The following is a 20,065-nucleotide window of genomic DNA, read 5'->3' as shown; positions in this document are numbered from 1 at the left end:
TTTGCTTTGCCTATCCATCATCAATCGTTAGGACACCATCATGACTGCCACTGTGTATCTTGCCAAAGGCCGCGATAAATCGATCAAACGCCGCCACCCCTGGATTTTCTCGCGCGGCATTGCCCGTATTGAAGGAAAGCCAGGTTTAGGTGACACTGTCACTGTCTGTGATCATCAAGGCGAGTTTTTAGGCCTTGGCGCGTTCTCGCCACAATCGCAAATTCGGGTACGCATGTGGTGCTTTGAAAAAACCCCCATCGACAGTGACTTTTTCCTTGCCCGTATTCGTGCGGCAAAACCGCTACGTACCATGCTCGCCGAGCGTGATGGCTTGACCGGTTATCGTCTCTTAGCCGCCGAGTCAGACGGTGTCCCCGGCATCACTGTCGACAAGTACGATAACTACTTGGTGTGCCAATTGCTCAGCGCCGGCGCGGATGCCCAGCGTGATAATCTGGTCACCGCCCTACGCACCGAGTTTCCAGATTGTCATATCTATGAGCGCTCCGATGTGGCGATTCGTAAAAAAGAAGGCCTCAAGCCTCGTGTGGGGATACTGCACGGTGAGGAGCCGCCTGCGTCCGTCATCATCGAAGAAAATGGCGTGACGATTGAGGTTGATATTGCTAACGGCCATAAAACCGGTTTTTATCTCGACCAGCGTGATAGTCGCGAACAAGCGGTGAAATACATGGATGGCAAACGTGTCTTAAACTGCTTTTGTTATACTGGCGGCTTTGGCTTGTATGCGCAAAAAGGCAATGCCAAACATGTCACTAATGTCGATGTGTCACAGCCTGCGCTCGACAAAGCGAAAGCCAATGCGGCGCGAAACGGCTTTGATCTCACCCGCGCGGAATTTGTCAATGCCGATGTGTTCAAGCTACTGCGCACTTATCGCGAACAAGGCGAGCGCTTTGACGTGATTGTGATGGACCCACCTAAGTTTGCCGAGTCGAAATCCCAACTGAACGGCGCGTGCCGTGGGTATAAAGATATCAACATGCTCGCCATGCAGCTGCTGAATCCAGGCGGTGTGCTGCTCAGTTATTCATGTTCAGGGCTAATGGACGCGGGATTGTTCCAGAAGATCCTCGCAGATGCGGCCTTGGATGCGGGTAAAAATATGCAGTTTATTGAGCGCTTTTCACAAGCCGCCGACCACCCCACGCACAGTGCCTACCCGGAAGGGTTCTACCTGAAAGGCTTTGCTTGCCTGGTGCAATAACGCGCAAGCGGTATCGCAATATTGTGTCAGCAGGCCGCAGATATCGCCTGCTGGCCTAGACACTTCTGTCTAGCCCCTCTACTGTTCTTAGAGAATCAGCATTTAGAGAGCTAGCAACAGGAGTGTATGAATGCTCAGTCCCATAAAGCCACAAGATGAAGAGCAGCGTTTAAAAAAACTGCAAGAAACAGGCCTGCTCGATAGCGAAGACGAAGAACGTTTTGACCGTATCACCCGCTTAGCGAAACGTTTATTCAACGTTCCGATCGCGCTCGTTAGCTTGATTGACAACGATCGTCAGTGGTTTAAATCCTGCTTTGGCCTGACTGTGCGCGAAACCTCCCGCGATATTTCTTTTTGCGGCCACGCCATTTTGGGCAATCAGCCGTTTGTGGTGCAAGACGCCAGTGCCGATCCGCGGTTTGCCGATAATCCTTTGGTGACAGGTGACCCGCATATCCGCTTTTATGCCGGGCACCCGCTGTCTCTCAGTGATGGCACCAATATCGGCACACTGTGTGTTATTGATACTCAACCAAGACGTTTTAGCCAAGAAGATGTGCGCTTTTTGAAAGATCTGGCGCTATTGGCGGAAAGTGAGTTGTCATCAGCCCATACCGCTTACACTGATGACATTACTGGCATTTCTAATCGACGCGGTTTTATGCAACTGGCGAGCCGGGCGGTGCAGCATTGTCAGTCGATTAATGCTCCTTATTCATTGGCTTTTTTAGACTTAAATAACTTTAAAGCGATTAATGATACCTACGGCCATGCTGAAGGGGATATCGCGTTATCTCACTTAGCGAACTTGCTGCGTGCCAATATGCGCGAATCGGATGTGTTCGCCCGCTTTGGTGGGGACGAGTTTGTGGTATTTCTCTATGGTGCCGGACGCCAAGAAGCAGAAAACGCACTCGAGCGCTTTGCGGGCGTGGTTGAGCGGTTTAACCAGATTAATCGCCATACCTATCCCCTTTCATTTAGCCAAGGGATTGCGACCAGCTCGGCCACCTCGCACCGTGGATTAGATGACTTGTTGGATGAAGCGGATACCAAGATGTATCAACAAAAAATGGGTAAAAAGGCCAACAGCGGTGATGAGCGCTAAGCGGTGTAGAAGAATCAAATAAAACGCGGCACACAGAGGTGCCACGCCTTTCTATAGTGCTCACAGCCTTTGCATCTAATGTGAAAGCGCCGAGGCAATGGTCTCCAAACTACTCGGATCATCAATCGTCGAGGGCACGTGATAAGCCTCGCCATCCGCCATTTGACGAATAATGCGACGCAAGATTTTACCTGACCGTGTTTTAGGTAACTTATCGACGATCACTGCTTTTTTGAAGCAAGCAATCGCGCCAATTTGATCCCGCACACGCTGCACCAATTCCTGTTCGATCTCGCCACTCACTGAGACAAAACCGTCTTTCAGTACCACCAAGCCAAGCGGCAATTGGCCTTTGAGCTCATCGTGCATGCCCACCACCGCACACTCAGCGACCGCTTCATGACTGCCTAGTACCTCTTCCATTTCTCCGGTCGATAAACGGTGGCCCGCGACGTTAATCACATCGTCAATCCGTCCCATCACAAATACGTAGCCATCTTCATCCATATAGCCACCATCACCAGAGACATAATAGCCTGGGAACTGGCTGAGATAGCCGGCTTCAAAGCGATCGTGGTTGCGCCACACCGTCGGTAGGCAGCTAGGTGGTAGGGGACGCTTCACGGCAATGTACCCTTGCTGGTTTGGTGCGGCAGGATCACCCATTTCATCGAGAATACACACCTGATAACCAGGACTTGGCATGGTTGCCGAACCGGGCTTGGTGGCAAAGCAGGTTAACCCCAATGGATTGCCCGCAATCGCCCAGCCGGTTTCGGTTTGCCACCAGTGATCGACCACGGGTCGCTGGGTCTTTTCTTCCACCCATTCCAATGTCGGTGGATCAAGCCGTTCGCCGGCCATAAACACCGTACGTAAAGATGTCATCGGATAGCGCGCAAGGTGTTCACCGTTTGGGTCTTGCTTTTTAATCGCCCTAAAAGCGGTAGGCGCCGAGAATAAGATGCTGACGTTATACTCATCACATACGCGCCAAAACGCCCCCGCATCCGGTGTACCGACTGGCTTACCTTCAAACATCACCGTGGTGCAGCCGTGTAGCAAAGGGGCATAGACAATATACGAGTGCCCCACTACCCAGCCAACATCCGAAGCGGCCCAAAACACCTCGCCGGGTTTGACGTTGTAAATCGCGCTCATGCTGTACTTCATCGCCACCGCGTGGCCGCCATTGTCACGCACTACGCCTTTGGGTTTGCCCGTGGTGCCGGAGGTATAAAGGATATATAAAGGATCGGTGGCATTGACGGGCACCGGCGACGCAGGGTTGGCTTCAGCTAATAGCGCCGCCCAATCAGCATCACGCGGATTGTCTAAATTGGCACGACACATCGCACGCTGATAGACCACCACATGGTCGGGTTTGTAGCGACTGTCCATGATGGCTTGATCAACCATCGGCTTATAGGCCAAGGTTTTCGCGCCCTCAATGCCGCACGAAGCGGTGAGCACCACTTTGGGCTCCGCATCTTCAATCCGTACGGCCAGCTCGTTCGGGGCAAAGCCACCAAACACCACCGAATGGATCGCCCCAAGCCGCGCACACGCGAGCATCGCCACGGTGGCTTCTGGGATCATGGGCATATAAATCACCACGCGATCCCCCTTTTCAACCCCTAACCCTGCCAGCATGCCCGCAACTTTCGCCACGTAGTCACGCAACGCCGAATAGGTGTAGGTGGTTTTTTTATCGGTAACCGGTGAGTCGTAAATAAGCGCGGTTTGTTCGCCCCGACCTTGTTCAACATGCGCATCGAGTGCCATGTACGCGGTGTTCATAGTGCCATCGGCAAACCAGCGCTCAATGCCATTGTCGTCTTTACTAAGAATGGTTTGTGGAAAGGTGAACCAATCAAGCTGTTTGGCCTGCGCCTGCCAAAACCCTTCAGGATCGCGGCTGGCCCAATCCGCATGGTGCTGGTAACTGGCTTCTTGCATAAGCGGCTCCTTATCGCCCGCTATCAGCGAGCGATGAGTTAGCAAGCAACGTGTTTAGAACGTGCTTAGTTAATCACAAACAGCGACATAAATTCGTGCACCGGCGTTTTTTCCAGCGCGGCCTGATCGCTACACAAAGCGGCGATTCTTTCGCTTTGTGCGTGCGGGAACCGAGTCGCCAAGTTAGTGCGGAATTTTTGCTCCAGCACAGGGATCCCTTCTTCGCGACGGCGGCGGTGACCAATCGGGTATTCCACCGCGACTTGTTCGGTGCTGCTACCATCGGTAAAGAAGATTTGGATCGCATTGGCAATCGAGCGCTTGTCATCTTCTAGGTATTCCGCGCTATAGCGTGGGTCTTCTTTGATCACCATTTTTTGCCGTAGCGCGTCAATACGCGGGTCGGCGTGATGGAAGGCGTCTTCATAGTGCTCGGCCACTAGGTTGCCGTATAGCAGCGGTACTGCCACCATGTATTGCAGGCAGTGGTCACGGTCAGCCGGGTTAGCCAACTCCCCTTCTTTGGAAATGATGCGAATGGCCGATTCATGGGTGGTGATTTCAATACGTTCAATCTCATCCACCCGGTCTTTCACCTGTGAATGTAAAGTCACCGCCGCTTCCACCGCGGTTTGAGCATGAAACTCAGCAGGGAAGGAAATCTTAAACAGTACGTTTTCCATTACGTAGCTGGCAAAGTCTTGCTTGATACTAAAGGCGTTGCCGTTAAACAGCACATCGTAATAGCCCCACTTAGGTGCGCTGAGCACCGACGGCAAGCCCATCTCGCCTTTCATGGTGATCATCGCCAACCGCACCGCGCGGGAGGTGGCATCGCCCGCCGCCCACGATTTGCGTGAACCGGCGTTCGGCGCATGGCGGTAGGTGCGCAGCGCACAGCCATCCACCCAAACTTGTGAGACGGCATCAATGATCTGATCGCGATTACCGCCCAGCATTTTGGTGACCACGGCTGTTGATGCCACGCGCACCAATAAAACGTGATCGAGCCCGACACGGTTAAAGCTATTCTCAAGGGCGAGCACGCCTTGGATCTCATGCGCTTTGATCATCGCGGTCAACACATCGCGCATGGTGAGTGGTGGTTTGCCTTCGGCCACGGCCACGCGGCTTAAATAATCGGCGGTGGCCAAAATTCCGCCCAAGTTATCAGACGGATGGCCCCACTCGGCGGCGAGCCAAGTATCGTTAAAATCGAGCCAGCGAATAATACAGCCGATATTAAACGCGGCAGTGACCGGATCAAGCTCGTGAGAGGTGCCCGGCACCCGCGCCCCGTGGCGTACTGTGGTGCCCGGCACCAGTGGCCCCAGGTGTTTGGTACATTCAGGGAAACGTAGCGCCAGCAAGCCACAGCCAAGGGTATCCATCAAACAGTTGCGTGCGGTGTTGTAGGCCTCTGCCGAGGCAATTGGCGTGCTATCGACATAGTCAGCAATTTGCACCAATAAGGCATCAGGGTCAGGGCGCTGGTTCAGTTCTACGTTGTTGCTCATGGTCAATTCCTTCTGTGGTTTCAATCGGGTGAATGCGCGCTGATTAAGAGCGCTGATCGATAGGTAGCCAATCTTGGTGTTCAGGGCCGTCGTAATCGGCACTTGGGCGAATAATGCGGTTATTGGCGCGCTGCTCAAACACATGCGCCGCCCAGCCCGTTACTCGGCTCATCACAAAAATCGGAGTAAACAATTTGGTTGGGATCCCCATAAAGTGATAGGCCGATGCGTGATAAAAATCGGCATTGGGAAACAAGCCTTTCTCGCGCTTCATCACTTGTTCGACCCGCTCAGACACGTCGTACAGCCAAGCGTCTGGTGCGTTTTCCGCCAGCTGTTTCGACCAATGTTTGATAAGCGCATTGCGGGGGTCGGACTCACGATAAATCGCATGGCCAAAGCCCATCACCTTGTCTTTATTGGCGAGCATTTGCATTAACCCTGCTTCGGCTTCGTCAGGTGTGCGCCATTGTTCTAGCATCGCCATCGCCGCTTCATTGGCACCGCCATGCAATGGGCCGCGCAAGCTGCCGATGGCCGCGGTAATGCAAGAGTGCAAATCAGACAAAGTGGACGCACACACACGGGCGGTAAAGGTCGAGGCATTGAACTCATGCTCGGCATACAGCACCAGCGAGCAATGCATCACGGATTCATGCAGTGGCGACGGGGTTTCATCAGTGAGCATTTTGAGGAAGTAACCGCCAATGCTTTTCACCTCCGGCTGATAGGTATCGACTCGCACGCCATCATGCGAGTAGCGGTACCAATAGCAGATAATGGCCGGCAACATCGCCAGCAGGGTATCGGTTTTATCCGCTTGCTCACTAAAGTCGGTCTCTTGATCCAAATTACCCAGCATCGAGCAACCAGTACGCATCACATCCATGGGGTGCGCATTGGCAGGAATTCGCTCCAGCACGGCCTTTAAGGCGTCAGGTAACCCCCGCTTGCCGACCAAGGTTTCTGTGTAGTCAGCCAGCGCTTGGCGATTGGGGAGTTGGCCTTTGAGTAGCAGGTAAGCCACTTCCTCAAATTGGGCGTGATTGGCTAAATCGGTAATGTCATAACCGCGATAGGTTAATCCGGTGCCGGTTTGCCCCACCGTACACAAGGCGGTGGTGCCGGCACTTTGGCCGCGAAGGCCCGCGCCGGAGATGGCTTTGTCTTTGGGTGCGACGGCGACATTTGTCATGATTGGCTCCTTTCCTTTGATGCCATCAGATTCAACCGCTGCATGAATCCGTGAACGTGGCGATAATTCCAGTGGTGTAACCGACGTTTTCACACCGAGGGTGTGCGTCTGTGATCACTCTTTTCCAAATAGGCGATCCAATTGCTGTTCGTAGGCGTGATAGCCCAAGAAGTCATAAAGGGCATCACGGGTTTGCATGGTGTCGACCACGTTTTTCTGGTGGCCATCATCCAGCAGGTGTTGATATACATTGAGAGCGGCTTGGTTCATGGCACGAAACGCAGAGAGTGGATACAGCACCATGCTGACCCCCACGCCCGCCAACTCTTGGCTGGTGAACAGTGGGGTTTGACCGAACTCGGTGATATTCGCCAGCACCGGCACCTTTACTTGCTCGACAAAGGCTTGATACTGCTCGAGCGTTTGCATGGCTTCGGGGAAAATCATGTCCGCTCCCGCTTCTACGTACGCTCTGGCGCGGGCGACGGCACTGTCCATGCCTTCCACCGCCAAGGCATCAGTGCGCGCCATGATCACAAACTCAGGATCGGTGCGCGCATCGACCGCGGCTTTAATGCGGTCGACCATTTCAGCTTGGCTGACAATTTCTTTGTTGGGACGATGACCGCAGCGCTTTTGCGCCACTTGATCTTCCATATGCACCGCGCCCGCGCCGGCGCGTTCCATTTCACGAATAGTGCGAGCAATATTGAGCGCACCGCCAAAACCGGTATCAATATCTACCAGCAAGGGCACGTCGGTTGCTGCGGTGATCCGGCGGACATCTTCCAACACATCGTTGAGAGTCGTGATCCCCAAATCCGGTAAGCCGTAAGAGGCGTTAGCAATCCCGCCTCCGGATAGATAAATGGCTTGATGCCCCACCCGCTCTGCCATCATGGCGCAATAGGGGTTAATTGTGCCGACGACTTGCAGCGGGATATTGTTGCGCACCGCTTGGCGAAAACGTGCACCTGCACTCATAGCATTCTCCTTGTGAACTCATGGCTTAGCGGGTTGAACCGCCGGCATTTCGTAGCCAATAGCGTGTTAGTTAATCGGTAATTTGCTGTTCAATCAGTTGGCGACTGCGCTGAATATGTCGACGCATCAGCATTTCCGCCAGCTCGGCATCGCGCTCGCGAATTGCCGCTAAAATTTGCATGTGCTCTTGCAGCGCTTGCTTAGGGCGAGAATGCGCCCGCGGCGATTGAAACCGGTACATCCGCAAGAGGTGGTACAACTCACCACACAACAGGTTGATCAGTTTCTGGTTATGGCTGGCTTTGATGATGCAATAATGAAAATCAAAATCGCCTTGTTGGTGAAAGTAGGCCGCCCCTTCCACCCGTTCGATATAGGCATGGTGGGTGTCGAGCACCGCACTGAGCTGCTCAATTTCCGCATCGGTGATGTGCGCACAGGCCAATCTTGCGGCCATGCCTTCTAACGCTTCTCGCACCGCGTAAATCTCAGCCAATTGTCGATGGGTGAGTGTCACTACTCTCGCGCCCACATGAGGGACGCGCTCGACCAACCCCAAGGCTTCAACGCGCATCATCGCCTCGCGCAACGGGCCTCGGCTGACGCCAAATGCTGTGGCCAACCCTGCTTCCGACACCTTGGTGCCCGCTGGATAGGTGCCGGTGACAATCGCCTCGATAAGTTGTTCGGTCAGGCTGGCTGACTTGGTGGGCTCACGTGACTCAGCTTGCGCCGATTGCGTGTCCTGATCGAGAACCTGGTCATTTGTCGACAATAAAGACATAAATACCGCCTATAAACTTCAATAAAGCCAGAATAGAATAAGATTGTAGACAATGTAGATTAGACTTTGGTCTGTAGAGGCGCACTTTTATCGTGATCAAAACCACAACGTAAATGATAATGTACGCATTGAATTGTTATTCACTTGTTATCAAACGGGCGTTTGACTCGACCTATCCAACCAACAGCGTATGGTGTAGCGGTCGTTTTAATAGGGATAGAACGCAAATATGGATAAAAATCATTCCAAGCGTGAAAACGCACTCGCGCTGCTTATCGGCAGCAGTTTGGTGTCACTGGGCATCTTCTTTTTCAACCAAGTGGGGTTACTGACCGGCGGCACTGCAGGGTTAGCGCTGTTTTTACAACGGATCACCGATTTCAGTTTTGGTGAGCTTTTCTTCGTGATCAACCTACCTTTTTATTGGCTCGCCTACACCCAAATGGGTAAACGCTTCACCCTTAGTACCTTAGTTGCGGTCAGCATCGTCTCATTCGGCGCGGATCACTTGAGCGCCGTATTAACCATCAATAGCATTCATCCTGTTTATGCCGCGCTATTTGGCGGCGGGCTAATCGGCATGGGCATGCTAGTGATGTTCCGCCATCAGTGTAGTTTGGGTGGATTTAACACCTTAGCGCTGTTTTTGCAGCAACGGTTTGGCATCCGTGCCGGAAAAGTGCAAATGGCGCTGGATTGCTCAATTGTGGTGCTGTCGCTTATGGTCGTTGACCCATGGCTAATTGCCTTATCGGTCGCTGCCGCAATCACCACCAATCTCGTCCTTGCCATGAACCATAAACCCGGACGCTACCAAGTTCAGCCACCCCAAGCCGCATAGCGGGCGTGAATGACACGGAAAACACAGATAAATATAGATAGAGGCGGCCTTCCGCCTCTTTTTTCAATCACTTCCTCTGCGACACCTTGTCCCCAATCGTTACGATAGCGCCTCGACATCTAAATACGAATCACTCTTACAATTGATTGCTACACATGCTAAATTTCGCGTTTTGATCGCCTATCGTAAAGGAGTGTTGATGAACGCGGCCGATCCTAGCGTTGATGTGTTAAGCCTGCCCGACACGGTTGCACTACCCTCTTTCCCTTCTGCTTTAGGCTTGTCAGTGATCCCTGATGATGTGCAAGGCGTGCCGCTTCGTGAACAGCTCACCACCCCACAAGGATTGGCGCAATGTTTTGCCGCGGTGAACTCGACCTATGGCGATGCAGATAACCGCGCCCAAGGCACGCTATTTATCGGCGCTTACGCCTATGAATTTCTGCTGCCCGTGCTGGCCAGCTGGCTGCAGGGTGGACAACTCCCCTCGCTGGACTTAGATAACTGGCACATTAAATACCAGCCTACTCGCGTCACTAAACCCAATGGCGAGGAGCTGGTGTATCACAAGCCACATTTTTATCTCAATGCGTTGATTGGCTGGAAACAGCCAGTGGCAGAGAATTGGCAGGCTATTTTACATGGTGCCTTATTACGGCATTTTTCGCCCATCGTCGATGCGGTCGCGGAACGAAGCGGTATGCGTGAGGGGCCACTTTGGAAAGTGGTTGCCGATTCAATCTGTATTGCCTTTTTGATGGTAGGTAAACATCGTGATTGTGAACAAGCCGCGCGTGAAGCGGCGCTGTCGATCGTCCATCAACGCGGCACCTCGCTTTATAGCAAGCGCAGTGGTTTTCACGATGTGACCGTCTACGATCCGAACGACACGCAAACCGTATTACAAACCCACAGCTTCCGTTTGCGCGGCGGCTGCTGCCGGATCTTTACCGTGGATGAACACAGTTATTGCTCAACTTGCTGCTTTTTAAAGCCTGACGAACAAGCTAAGCGCCTCGCAGAAGTTGCGTGTCAGCGTGAGGGCGTGGCGCTGGACACGCAGCCTCGCTAACTCAGCGCCACATCGACCCAAACAAGACGATGATCGGAGTGAGCACGCGCATGCTCTTGGCCGTTTTTATCACAGATCAGTGGGTAGTCGGCATCATCAGGGGCAGGCCAAAATACGCCGGAGGCTATCACCGCGAGCTCACGCGAAGGTAGGACATAATCGAGGCGCAACCCACCGTTATGGGTAGCAATTGCCCGCCCTTTACCATTGATAAAGCGAAACGCGTGAGACTGGGCCGCATCACTTTTTGGCACCTGCGTGCCGACAGCAACCTCGGGATGCACACGCGGATGGTGAAGCAAGGCGCCAATGGCTTGCTTATCCCCGTCGCCGTAGCTCGGGTCTGCATTTAAATCGCCAATCACCACAAACGGTGTCTCAGGAGAAAGCCCGCCGTGAGCGCCCTTGTCGTCCACCAGCCAATCCGCGTTATCCAAAAGGCCAATCAGTTGGTGAATTTCATCACTGTTGCGCCGCCAGTTACGCTTTTCTGGCCCATCAAACACGGGCGGTGTGGGATGACACGCCACGACCTGTATTCGATCATCGCCAACCAAAATCGGCACTGAAACCAAGTTTTTCGAGGCGAGACGTAACGCCTGTTGTGCTTGTTCGGTGTAATAGTCTGTAGGGAGTTGATGGTGAGGTAATTGATGCCAAGCAAAGTGCTGCCAAGTGCGAATCTCATCGTCTTCGATGGGGTAACGCGATAAAATCACATAGCCAAATTGGCCATGATAGTCGCCAAAGCCATGACACTGCTGAGCATTCGTTAAGTGTTGATGCTCACTGACTGGCACCGTGAGTTTTAACCCTGTGTTGGTGGCGGGTAAATAGCGATACGGATAATCAATCGGTGTTTCACCGTGTTGCGATTCAGCCAAATGCCGCTCACAAAATGCGGCGAGCGCACCATCGTCGCCACCGCTGCCCGGATGATCAAACTCGCAAAGCACCACCACATCGGGGCGCACACGTTGTAAGGTCGCGGCGAGGTTTTTAATTTGTCGGCTGGGGGTGGGCGCTAACATCTTTGCTTTAATCTCACCGGCCTGACGCCCGGCTAGAGACAGGTTGAATTGTGCCACCCTAAGGATTGAAGGTGCTGTCATGACATCCCGATAACGTGCTGAAAGAACCCCTATTTTAACAAGCTATCGAGGGCGCGACGAATTTGCCGCGCATCTTCTTCTGCTCGATGCGGCGTCGGCCCCAACGCCTCCATTTCGCGACTAAAATCGCGCCGATCGAGATCACTGTGCTTTTTTAGCCACTGGTTTACCTCCATTAAGGTGAATGAAGGGCGCATATAGCAGGCTTTGTAAAGTCGCCCCATCCAAAACAGATCCCATTGGCTATCGCACAACACATGTTCAAAGGGCGCAAGGGTCTGGTTGAGATGCTGGCATACGTCGAGCACACTGATGCCTTCACTAAAAAGGCGCTCACGCGATATCCCATGAATTCGGGTTTCGGCTTCGTTGTCCCAGTGATACCAATGGCCACTGGCGGTGGAAGGATCAATCAAAAAACTATTGCTGTCGCCACTTGGCAACACGTATCCCACTTCAATGGGATAAGAGATTAACGACAAACCGGATGCTTCAAAATCCAGTGTCACCCACATACGCGTACTCCTTGCTCATAAACACTCCTGCATGACTAGGCACTTCCATTGCCTAGGGGCTGTTGACCCTTATTACCTAACTGTAGCCTTTTTGTTGCCATTTAGGCGGGTTGTCGCGCTACTTTTGCGTGCTTGATTAACAAGTGGCTGAAAAAACCGACTTCATTTCATGGTCTTGGCTATTTTTTATTGAGAATGTGATAGCTCTAACAAGTGACAGCCAGGGTTTGCCCGCTGTACGCTATATTTCATGACCGGATTGATTTAGGCTTCAAAAATAGCTGCATAGTGCAGTTTGATGGCAACCGCCTTATTAGATTGGAAAGAGTTATGAAACAGACGTCTCGAACTATGCTGGCGCGCAAACACGTTGCGTTAGTAGCGCATGATCACTACAAAGACGCCTTGACTGAGTGGGTAAAGGAAAATAAAGCGGTGCTCAGTCAGCATGAGCTTTACGCGACCGGTACCACGGGGCATATTCTTGCGCGAGAAACCGGATTAACGATCACACCTTTGATCAGTGGCCCCATGGGCGGTGACCAGCAACTGGGTGCCATGATTTCTGAACAGAAAATCGATGCGATGATTTTCTTTTGGGATCCGCTCAATGCCGTACCACACGACCCTGATGTTAAAGCGTTGCTGCGTGTCAGCTCTGTGTGGAACATTCCGATTGCCACCAATCGCTCTACCGCTCGCTTTCTAATCACTTCACCGCTATTTGGCCAAGAGGTGGATATTCAAATTCCTGATTATCAAGCTTATTTAGACGAGCGTTTATAATCTTTTCCCACACTGTCCGTCTGTGACCAACGCCGTCTATGGCTAACAGTGTGGGTTCCCGTTTCTTAAAGGTACCCTTTCAACTCCTCCAAAAACGGTGAGGCATGGCCTTTTTGGTGTACTAGCCACACTTGTTTTTGGGCACGCGTCAGGGCGACATAAAACAATCGCCGTTCTTCTGCGTGTTCAATTGGCTCTTCATTTTTCCCTAATAAAGCCTCATCGAGTGAGAGCGTGCGAGGCTTGGCGGGAAATACCCCATCATCCATGCCGAGGATAAACACATAGTGGGCTTCTTGCCCCTTGCTGGCGTGTGCGGTGGTATAGCGAAGCGCCAATGAAGGATACGCATTCTGCCAGCTTTCTAGCGCGTCAGGACGAATAGCATGCGTGCGACCTAGCAGCATCACACTCACAGCGTGCTCTGCGTTAGCATGCTTTTTCTCTAAGCTTGTCAGTGTCTTTTCTAGCTTATCGTCAGAGATCACCTTGATCGCTTTGGGTGTTTTCGCCGATGCCTTGTCTCGCGCGTAATCCAACTGTTTACTGAGCTGCTTGGGGTTTTGCTCAATGAACTGCTGCGCCACCTTCCCCAAGGTAGACAGATAGCGATAACAGGTGGTCAGCCAGCAAATTTCACTGTCACCGAAACGCTGCGCAAACCCTGTGGTTAGGCTGACATCGGCACCTGCAAAGCGATAAATAGCTTGCCAATCATCTCCCACCGCATATAACGAGGCACGTGGCGATTGGGTTTCACTGTCCGCTTTACCATGACACAGTGCCTCGAGCATCGCTAACCGTGCCGGGGAAATGTCTTGGTATTCATCGACCATGACAAACTGGATGGGCGTGGTGAATTTTCGCTGCTGAAACAACTTGGTGGCTTGGGTAATCAAGCCGTCAAAGTCTACCGCGTTCTCCGCTTTTAGCGCCTGTTTGTAGGCTTGGTACAATGGCCAAATCACGGCCAGCTCATCTTTTAAGGCGGTCTGCTCCTCAAAGCTTGCCAATTTATCGGTTAGCGCGCGCTTGGTGGCGTTGGCTTGGATCACCCGTGAAAGGCGCGACCAAATCCAGGTGTGCAATCGGCTATCATGGGCACACGCAGTCAGTTCAGCGTTGTCATCAAGCGGCAGTGTTTGCTGCTGATGTAATTTATCCCAGCGTTTGCGGGTAGTAGGCTGTTGCCATTGTTCGGCGAGTGTTTGGGTCAGCCACGCCGCTTTGGCCGTCTCATCACTGGCGAGCGGAGAAATAACCGGGGCCTGTCCTTGGTGATCGGCGAGTTGCTGACGGGCAAAGCCATGGAAGGTGGTGACATTCACTTCATGGCCAGTTTTGGTCTTAATCCGCGTTTTGAGCTCGGTGGCGGCATCTCGACCAAAGGCCAGCAACAAAAGTTGCTCAGGCTTGGCTTGACCGCTTTCAATCAAGTAGGCGGCGCGTGCTACCAACACGCTGGTTTTACCGCTTCCGGGCCCTGCCACCACCAAGGTATGAGATTCATCAGTGAGCACAGCCTCACGCTGTCCCGCATTCAAAGGCGAAGACTCAACCTGATCAAACCAAGTTTGCCACTGGTTGAGCATCGCCGCTTGCCACTGGTGATTTCGGGCTTTCAGCCAGCTTGAATCGGCCTGCAACACAGGCGCTAACGTGGTGGCCAGGCTTTCGTCCAAATTGGCTAAGAATGAGGCGGGTATCCCCTCGCCTTCTAGCTTATTTACTACCGTTTGTTGGGCGCTGCGCAATTGCGCGACACGTACATAGCCTAGTGCATTCACCAGTGCATCAAACTCTGCCAGTAAACAGGGGCGGATCATTGCCAGCCGTTTTTGATAACGGGCGATATAGGCTTGATAGTGGCGATAGATGGTTTGCCCTGCCTGCTGGGCGCGGTGCCAAGGCAAGCCAAAGACCTCAAAAGGCAGCGGGTCGCCTTCGTCAGTATAACCGGTTAACGAAATCGTCCCCCACAGCAACCCACGTGACACCGTTAGCTGCCCATCCCATGCCGAGAAAGGAATGTATTGCCGATGATGACGAGACTCGAGCAGTAAGCCATCGTCTTCAAGCTGCAGACTGTAATGATCGCCGTAAACAAGCCATTGTGCCCAGCGATTGGCTGTAAGTTTCATATTTCTACGTTAATCAGCGAATAAGGCACTGATCGTGCCCAAGAAGGATGGTTGGCATGCTACTTCCCAAACTCCCATAAATCAATTCGCTAGGCGTGATGGTAAACCGCTGACGCTAGCGTGAAAGCCTGAAATTGACTTGTCGCAATCCTTTTCTTATTACCCGAGAAAATACCTGAGTGAGGCTTAGTTTCTGGTTCTATTTCTGCTATCTTGCCAACATTGTTGGCCGATCACCTTTATTTATGCCTTTTTCTCTGCCACGTATGCCTCTCCTACCACTCGCCATGCGCGAGTTTTGGGCAAATCATCGCATTAACGACAGTATTCGCGTCCTAATCGCCCTCATGGGTGTTGCGCTGTACGCAGGGTATGCTGGTCGCACCGATATTGTCACGCCATTGGTGCTCGGTGTGATTGCCTCAGCATTGGCGGAAGTAGATGATCACTTTTGGGGGCGGGTACGAGCACTCGGCGTCACCCTTGTTTGCTTTACGATCGCGGCCTTCTCGGTCGAGCTGCTTTACGACACCCCTTGGCTATTCGCGATTGGCCTGACGACCTCCAGCTTTGGCTTTATCATGCTGGGCGCAATCGGTGAGCGCTATGGCACCATTGCCTTTGCCTCATTACTGTTGGCGGTTTACACCATGCTGGGGATGGAGCAAGGCAGTGATATGTGGTTGCAGCCGATGATGCTGTTATCCGGGGCTCTCTGGTATGGGCTGTTGTCGCTGGCTTGGATCATAATATGGCCTCACCGCCCGGTTCAGCACAGATTGGCTGCGGTCTTTCGTCAAACCGCCACTTACATGGAAACCAAATCCAGTTTATTCCACCCGGTCGCCGAATTGGTTCCTCAACCGACGCGTATTGCCGCCGCCAACCAAAATGCACAAGTCGTTGCCGCGCTCAATCAAGCAAAAGCGTCACTGCTTACCCGTGCTCGACGCGGCCGACTCACACAGCGGCATCAAACCTTACTGCAAACGTATTTTATTGCCCAAGATATTCACGAGCGTGTCAGTTCATCCCATTATCGTTACCAAGATCTGGCGGCACATTTTTTCCATTCCGATATTCTCTTTCGCTTTGAGGCCTTATTAAACGCGCAAGCGCAAGCCTGCCGGGATGTCGCGCAAGCGATGTCAATCGGTACACACTACCAGCATCCGAAAACAGGGCAACAAGCCCTGATGGCAATCAAACAATCGATGGCCTATTTGTCGGCACAAGAGGAACAAGACAGCACTCGCCTCGCGCTGCTTCAGCAACTCGATTTTCTCTACAAAAACTTGGAGACAGTGGAACAGCAACTGGCCAGCTTGAGCCACTTAGCCAGCACGGACAATCTGCAAGAGAGTGAACTGGCCGACCCGGATGCACACTCGTTGGGGGAAATGGCTTACCGCATTCGCCGGCAGCTCTCAGTTAAATCACTGCGTTTTCGTCATGCGGTGCGTTTGTCCTTGTCACTGCTGACCGGTTATGCACTGATCCAAGGGCTTGGGTTGGAGCACGGATTCTGGATTTTAATGACCATTCAATTTGTGTGTCAGACCAACTACTCTGCGACACGCAGCAAGTTGAAAGAGCGAATTTTAGGGACGGTCGCCGGTTTACTTTTGGGGGTGCCCGCACTCTATCTCTTCCCTGATCCAAGCAGTCAATTGGCGCTGATGGTGATCACCGGTGTGCTTTTTTTCGCCTTTCGCACCGTGCAATACACCCTCGCAACCTTGTTTATTACGCTGTTGGTATTAATGTGCTTTAGCCAATTCGGCCAAGGCTTTGCGGTTATTCTTCCCCGCCTTGGCGATACAGTGATTGGATGTTTGATTGCTGTTGCTGCGGTCCGTTATGTACTGCCCGACTGGCAAGCCCACCGCTTACGCGGGATCATGACTGAAGCGCTGCAAGCTAATCGAGACTACTTGGCCCATGTGATTGCCCAATACCGTGTTGGTAAGCGTGATAATCTTGCTTACCGGATCGCGCGTCGACATGCCCATAACGCTGATGCCGAGCTCACCACCGCTATCAGTAACATGCTGGTGGAGCCTGGACGCTATCGAACCAATATTGAAGAGACCTTCCGGTTCTTATGTTTAAACAACGCCATGCTCAGTTATATTTCGGCCCTCGGTGCGCATCGCAGTCGCATGGATGATGAGGTTAATCATCAAAAGATGGCACAGCTCCATCGTGAGATTCATCAATCACTTAACACACTGACTGAGCGCTTGAGTCAAGCATTACCCGCAGAATTACCCACACAAGTGCCATCGACCGGTACTAAGACACCCACAGGCGAGCCTGTGAGCCCCCAAGATCATGCGGTCACTGAGGACAAAGGAGCACAGGCTGAGGCTTATGCGCCCACCGATAACGCGCCGCTGAGTATGGTGTTGCAGCAGTTGCGCTTAATACAACGCATGCTACCTGAGCTCGATAGCTTGACCGAGACCTTGCGTCAACAAGCGCTTAAACAAAGCCGAGCATAGACGCCTCACTCTTTAAGTTTCTGTTTTATAGTGTTTTTTAATCACAAGGCATGAGTCATTGAGGTGTTAATATGACGGCCATCACGTCAGCGCTGTGTAAAATTACACTAATTTACCCAGTGAACGGTTGAAAGCCAGAGCGCGAGGCCGGATATTAATAGTTACGCCACCTGTTGAGGCTGGCAACTATACTGATAATTAAGCGGCGTAATGCCGCCGCGTAGCCCGCCCGGAGCAATTATGGCTATTCATGTAGGAATCATCGACTCTGACCCCGTCCGTCTAGTCACCCCAGTTTTGCATCAGCAATTGCCTGTCAGTAAGCTGATACTCATCGGAACACTGGAGCAAGATCTTGAATTCGAGCGCCTAACTCGTGTCCTTGCCCCCAAGGGAATTGAAACCGAGTTTTTTGAAATCTCGGACGATATCAATATTCGCGAAGTGAAAAGCCAAGTAAAACGTCTTGCCGAGCAGCTCAGCCAATCTTCTGAAGACATCCTTTTTAATGCGAGCTGTGGTCTGCGCCACCAATTACTCTCCGCCTACGAAGTGTTTCGTACTTACCAATGGCCCAGCTATGTGATTGAGCCTTACAGCGATGAACTATGCTGGCTCTACCCTGACGGCCTGCCACAGCAACAAGTGGAAGATCATATTAGTCTCACTGAATATTTAACGATTTTCGGCGCGCGCTGTGAGCACCAAGATGACCAAGTCACAGGGTGTTTAACCAATGACATTTACCGTTTGGGCGAAAAATGGGCGAGCAATGCCTATGAGCTAGGTCCAGGTCTTGCCACCTTGAACTATCTCGCGACCACGTGTCGTAAAGAGCAATGTTTAGACGTCGCGCTCAGTGAAAAACAACAAGGTTATCGTGAGCTCGGTATCCTACTCGACGATCTCTCAGATGCGGGCTTAGCCAGCTACCAGCAGGGAACCCTGACATTTAGCTGCGAAGAAGCGCGGCGCTTTGCCAATGGCGAGTGGCTGGAGAGCTACGTGCATCATACCGTTACCTCGATTCAAAAAGAGCTCCCTACCATTCAAGACAGTGCCCTCTCTTTACAGGTCTATCGTCAAATTGGCGAGCGCGAGGTGCGCAATGAGTTGGATGTCGCCATGGTGGTGAACAACAAACTGCATATTATTGAGTGCAAAACCAAAGGCATGTCGAGCGACGGCGACGATACCCTGTACAAGTTGGAGTCCTTGCGTGACTTGCTCGGAGGACTGCAGGCGCGCGCAATGTTGGTCAGCTTCCGTCCATTGCGTCATCACGATATTACCCGTGCAACGGATCTAGGGTTAGCACTGATTGGCCCAGACCAACTCGCCAACCTACGTACTCATCTTTATGACTGGTTTATCGCCGCCGGCGGTACCATTGCCGTGCGTACGAGCTAACAAGGCTGTGGTTCACGCCGGTATGTCATGAGCCACGCACATCTTGCAATGCCACGCTATCAATAAAAAACGCGGCGCCCTCTGGCACCGCGTTTGGGTAGGATAACGAGGTCTCGCTTATTTACAGGAGCTTACGTGCAGCCTCGACGACCACTTTAATTGAGCGCGCTTCTGTTTCTTTCAAGGTCGCGTGGTCTGGAGTCTCTTTTTGTGTGCGGTTGATAATCACACCCGCCACACAACCTGCACGTAGGCCGGAGCTAGCACACATAGTCAGCAATGTGGCTGATTCCATCTCAAAGTTCAGCACACCCATGTCCTGCCATTCCTGCATTGAACCTTGGAAACGACGCACCACACGGCCACTAAAGGTATCGTAACGCTCTTGCCCTGGATAGAAGGTATCACTGGATGCCGTGACGCCAGTGTGAACCGTCGCACCATCTTCATCAACGGCGGCTTTCATGGCAGTGGCCACGTCAAAATCGGCCACTGCTGGGAATTCCATAGGGGCAAAGTGGGTGCTTGCGCCATCAAGACGCACAGAGCCGGTGGTGACAATCATGTCACCGACATTAATGTCCGGCTGAATCGCGCCTGTAGTCCCTACGCGTAGGAAAGTACCAACACCAAGTTGTGCCAGTTCCTCAACGGCGATAGAGGTAGATGGGCCACCGATACCTGTTGAACAAACCACTACAGACTTCCCATCGAGCCAACCGAGGTACAAAGTGTACTCACGCTGAGAGGCAAGAAAGGTTGGGTTGTCCATCAAGTTAGCAATTTTTTCAACGCGCGCAGGGTCGCCAGGAATAATCGCCGTGGTTGCGCCTTGAAGATCCGCTTTTGTTACGCCAAGGTGGAATACAGGGGTATCAGACATCATTCGTCTCCTCGCTGGATGCT

16 protein-coding genes are annotated in these 20,065 nt (G+C 52.4%); 7 read left to right on the top strand and 9 right to left on the bottom strand.

Features of this window, described 5'->3' with window-relative positions; genetic code table 11:
• The first annotated feature begins 40 nt into the window (after positions 1 to 40).
• Positions 41 to 1,228, top strand: coding sequence for a class I SAM-dependent methyltransferase (locus N8M53_RS05630; protein WP_269579794.1), 1,188 nt, complete (start codon positions 41 to 43; stop codon positions 1,226 to 1,228).
• Positions 1,229 to 1,358: 130 nt separating this feature from the next.
• A complete protein-coding gene (locus N8M53_RS05625) occupies positions 1,359 to 2,339 on the top strand; it encodes a sensor domain-containing diguanylate cyclase (RefSeq protein ID WP_269579793.1) in 981 nt (326 codons plus the stop codon).
• A 75-nt stretch (positions 2,340 to 2,414) separates the two neighbouring features.
• Here the strand turns inward: N8M53_RS05625 and N8M53_RS05620 are convergent, their stop codons facing one another.
• The 5 genes from N8M53_RS05620 to N8M53_RS05600 form a co-directional block, all read right to left on the bottom strand.
• On the bottom strand, positions 2,415 to 4,298 hold the full coding sequence (locus N8M53_RS05620; protein WP_269579792.1) for a propionyl-CoA synthetase: 1,884 nt from the start codon (positions 4,296 to 4,298) through the stop codon (positions 2,415 to 2,417).
• Between the two features lie 65 nt (positions 4,299 to 4,363).
• A complete protein-coding gene (locus N8M53_RS05615) occupies positions 4,364 to 5,815 on the bottom strand; it encodes a bifunctional 2-methylcitrate dehydratase/aconitate hydratase (RefSeq protein ID WP_269579791.1) in 1,452 nt (483 codons plus the stop codon).
• Positions 5,816 to 5,858: 43 nt separating this feature from the next.
• Positions 5,859 to 7,010 carry a bifunctional 2-methylcitrate synthase/citrate synthase gene (gene prpC / locus N8M53_RS05610; protein WP_269579790.1) on the bottom strand — a complete coding sequence of 384 codons (1,152 nt, stop codon included), beginning with the start codon at positions 7,008 to 7,010 and terminating at the stop codon, positions 5,859 to 5,861.
• A 114-nt stretch (positions 7,011 to 7,124) separates the two neighbouring features.
• A complete protein-coding gene (gene prpB / locus N8M53_RS05605) occupies positions 7,125 to 7,994 on the bottom strand; it encodes a methylisocitrate lyase (protein WP_046073371.1) in 870 nt (289 codons plus the stop codon).
• Positions 7,995 to 8,064: 70 nt separating this feature from the next.
• Complete coding sequence (locus tag N8M53_RS05600) at positions 8,065 to 8,778, bottom strand: GntR family transcriptional regulator (protein ID WP_077577908.1); 714 nt, start codon at positions 8,776 to 8,778, stop codon at positions 8,065 to 8,067.
• Between the two features lie 229 nt (positions 8,779 to 9,007).
• Between N8M53_RS05600 and N8M53_RS05595 the strand changes: the two genes are divergently transcribed.
• Together N8M53_RS05595 and N8M53_RS05590 are read left to right on the top strand one after the other, a co-directional pair.
• The gene (locus N8M53_RS05595; protein WP_269579789.1) at positions 9,008 to 9,619 is read left to right on the top strand and encodes a YitT family protein; all 612 of its coding nucleotides are present in this window, start codon (positions 9,008 to 9,010) and stop codon (positions 9,617 to 9,619) included.
• A 199-nt stretch (positions 9,620 to 9,818) separates the two neighbouring features.
• Complete coding sequence (locus N8M53_RS05590; RefSeq protein ID WP_269579788.1) at positions 9,819 to 10,691, top strand: hypothetical protein; 873 nt, start codon at positions 9,819 to 9,821, stop codon at positions 10,689 to 10,691.
• Here N8M53_RS05590 and N8M53_RS05585 read toward each other — a convergent pair.
• Together N8M53_RS05585 and N8M53_RS05580 are read right to left on the bottom strand one after the other, a co-directional pair.
• On the bottom strand, positions 10,688 to 11,803 hold the full coding sequence (locus tag N8M53_RS05585; protein WP_269579787.1) for an endonuclease/exonuclease/phosphatase family protein: 1,116 nt from the start codon (positions 11,801 to 11,803) through the stop codon (positions 10,688 to 10,690). The two genes, N8M53_RS05590 and N8M53_RS05585, sit on opposite strands and share 4 nt — an antisense overlap.
• 29 nt (positions 11,804 to 11,832) lie before the next feature.
• Positions 11,833 to 12,318, bottom strand: coding sequence for a hypothetical protein (locus tag N8M53_RS05580; protein WP_269579786.1), 486 nt, complete (start codon positions 12,316 to 12,318; stop codon positions 11,833 to 11,835).
• A 330-nt stretch (positions 12,319 to 12,648) separates the two neighbouring features.
• On the opposite strand from N8M53_RS05580, the gene N8M53_RS05575 reads away from it, so the two are divergent.
• Positions 12,649 to 13,104 carry a methylglyoxal synthase gene (locus N8M53_RS05575; RefSeq protein WP_269579785.1) on the top strand — a complete coding sequence of 152 codons (456 nt, stop codon included), beginning with the start codon at positions 12,649 to 12,651 and terminating at the stop codon, positions 13,102 to 13,104.
• 65 nt (positions 13,105 to 13,169) lie between these two features.
• Here the strand turns inward: N8M53_RS05575 and helD are convergent, their stop codons facing one another.
• Positions 13,170 to 15,245 carry a DNA helicase IV gene (gene helD / locus N8M53_RS05570; RefSeq protein WP_269579784.1) on the bottom strand — a complete coding sequence of 692 codons (2,076 nt, stop codon included), beginning with the start codon at positions 15,243 to 15,245 and terminating at the stop codon, positions 13,170 to 13,172.
• Between the two features lie 266 nt (positions 15,246 to 15,511).
• Between helD and yccS the strand changes: the two genes are divergently transcribed.
• Both yccS and N8M53_RS05560 read left to right on the top strand, forming a co-directional pair.
• Positions 15,512 to 17,749, top strand: a complete 2,238-nt coding sequence (yccS, locus tag N8M53_RS05565) for a YccS family putative transporter (RefSeq protein ID WP_269579988.1) — start codon at positions 15,512 to 15,514, stop codon at positions 17,747 to 17,749.
• A 240-nt stretch (positions 17,750 to 17,989) separates the two neighbouring features.
• Positions 17,990 to 19,159: a Card1-like endonuclease domain-containing protein gene (locus N8M53_RS05560; protein ID WP_269579783.1), complete on the top strand. Its 1,170-nt coding sequence runs from the start codon at positions 17,990 to 17,992 to the stop codon at positions 19,157 to 19,159.
• Between the two features lie 121 nt (positions 19,160 to 19,280).
• On the opposite strand, the gene udp is transcribed toward N8M53_RS05560, so the two are convergent.
• Entirely contained in the window at positions 19,281 to 20,042 is a 762-nt protein-coding gene (gene udp / locus N8M53_RS05555; protein ID WP_269579987.1) for a uridine phosphorylase, read from the bottom strand.
• Between the last annotated feature and the right edge of the window lie 23 nt (positions 20,043 to 20,065).

The organism is Salinivibrio kushneri (assembly GCF_027286325.1).
In the GTDB taxonomy this organism is placed as follows: domain Bacteria; phylum Pseudomonadota; class Gammaproteobacteria; order Enterobacterales; family Vibrionaceae; genus Salinivibrio; species Salinivibrio kushneri_A.
Note: the sequence above shows the minus strand (reverse complement) of the source record. Positions and strands in the feature narration are given on the sequence as shown.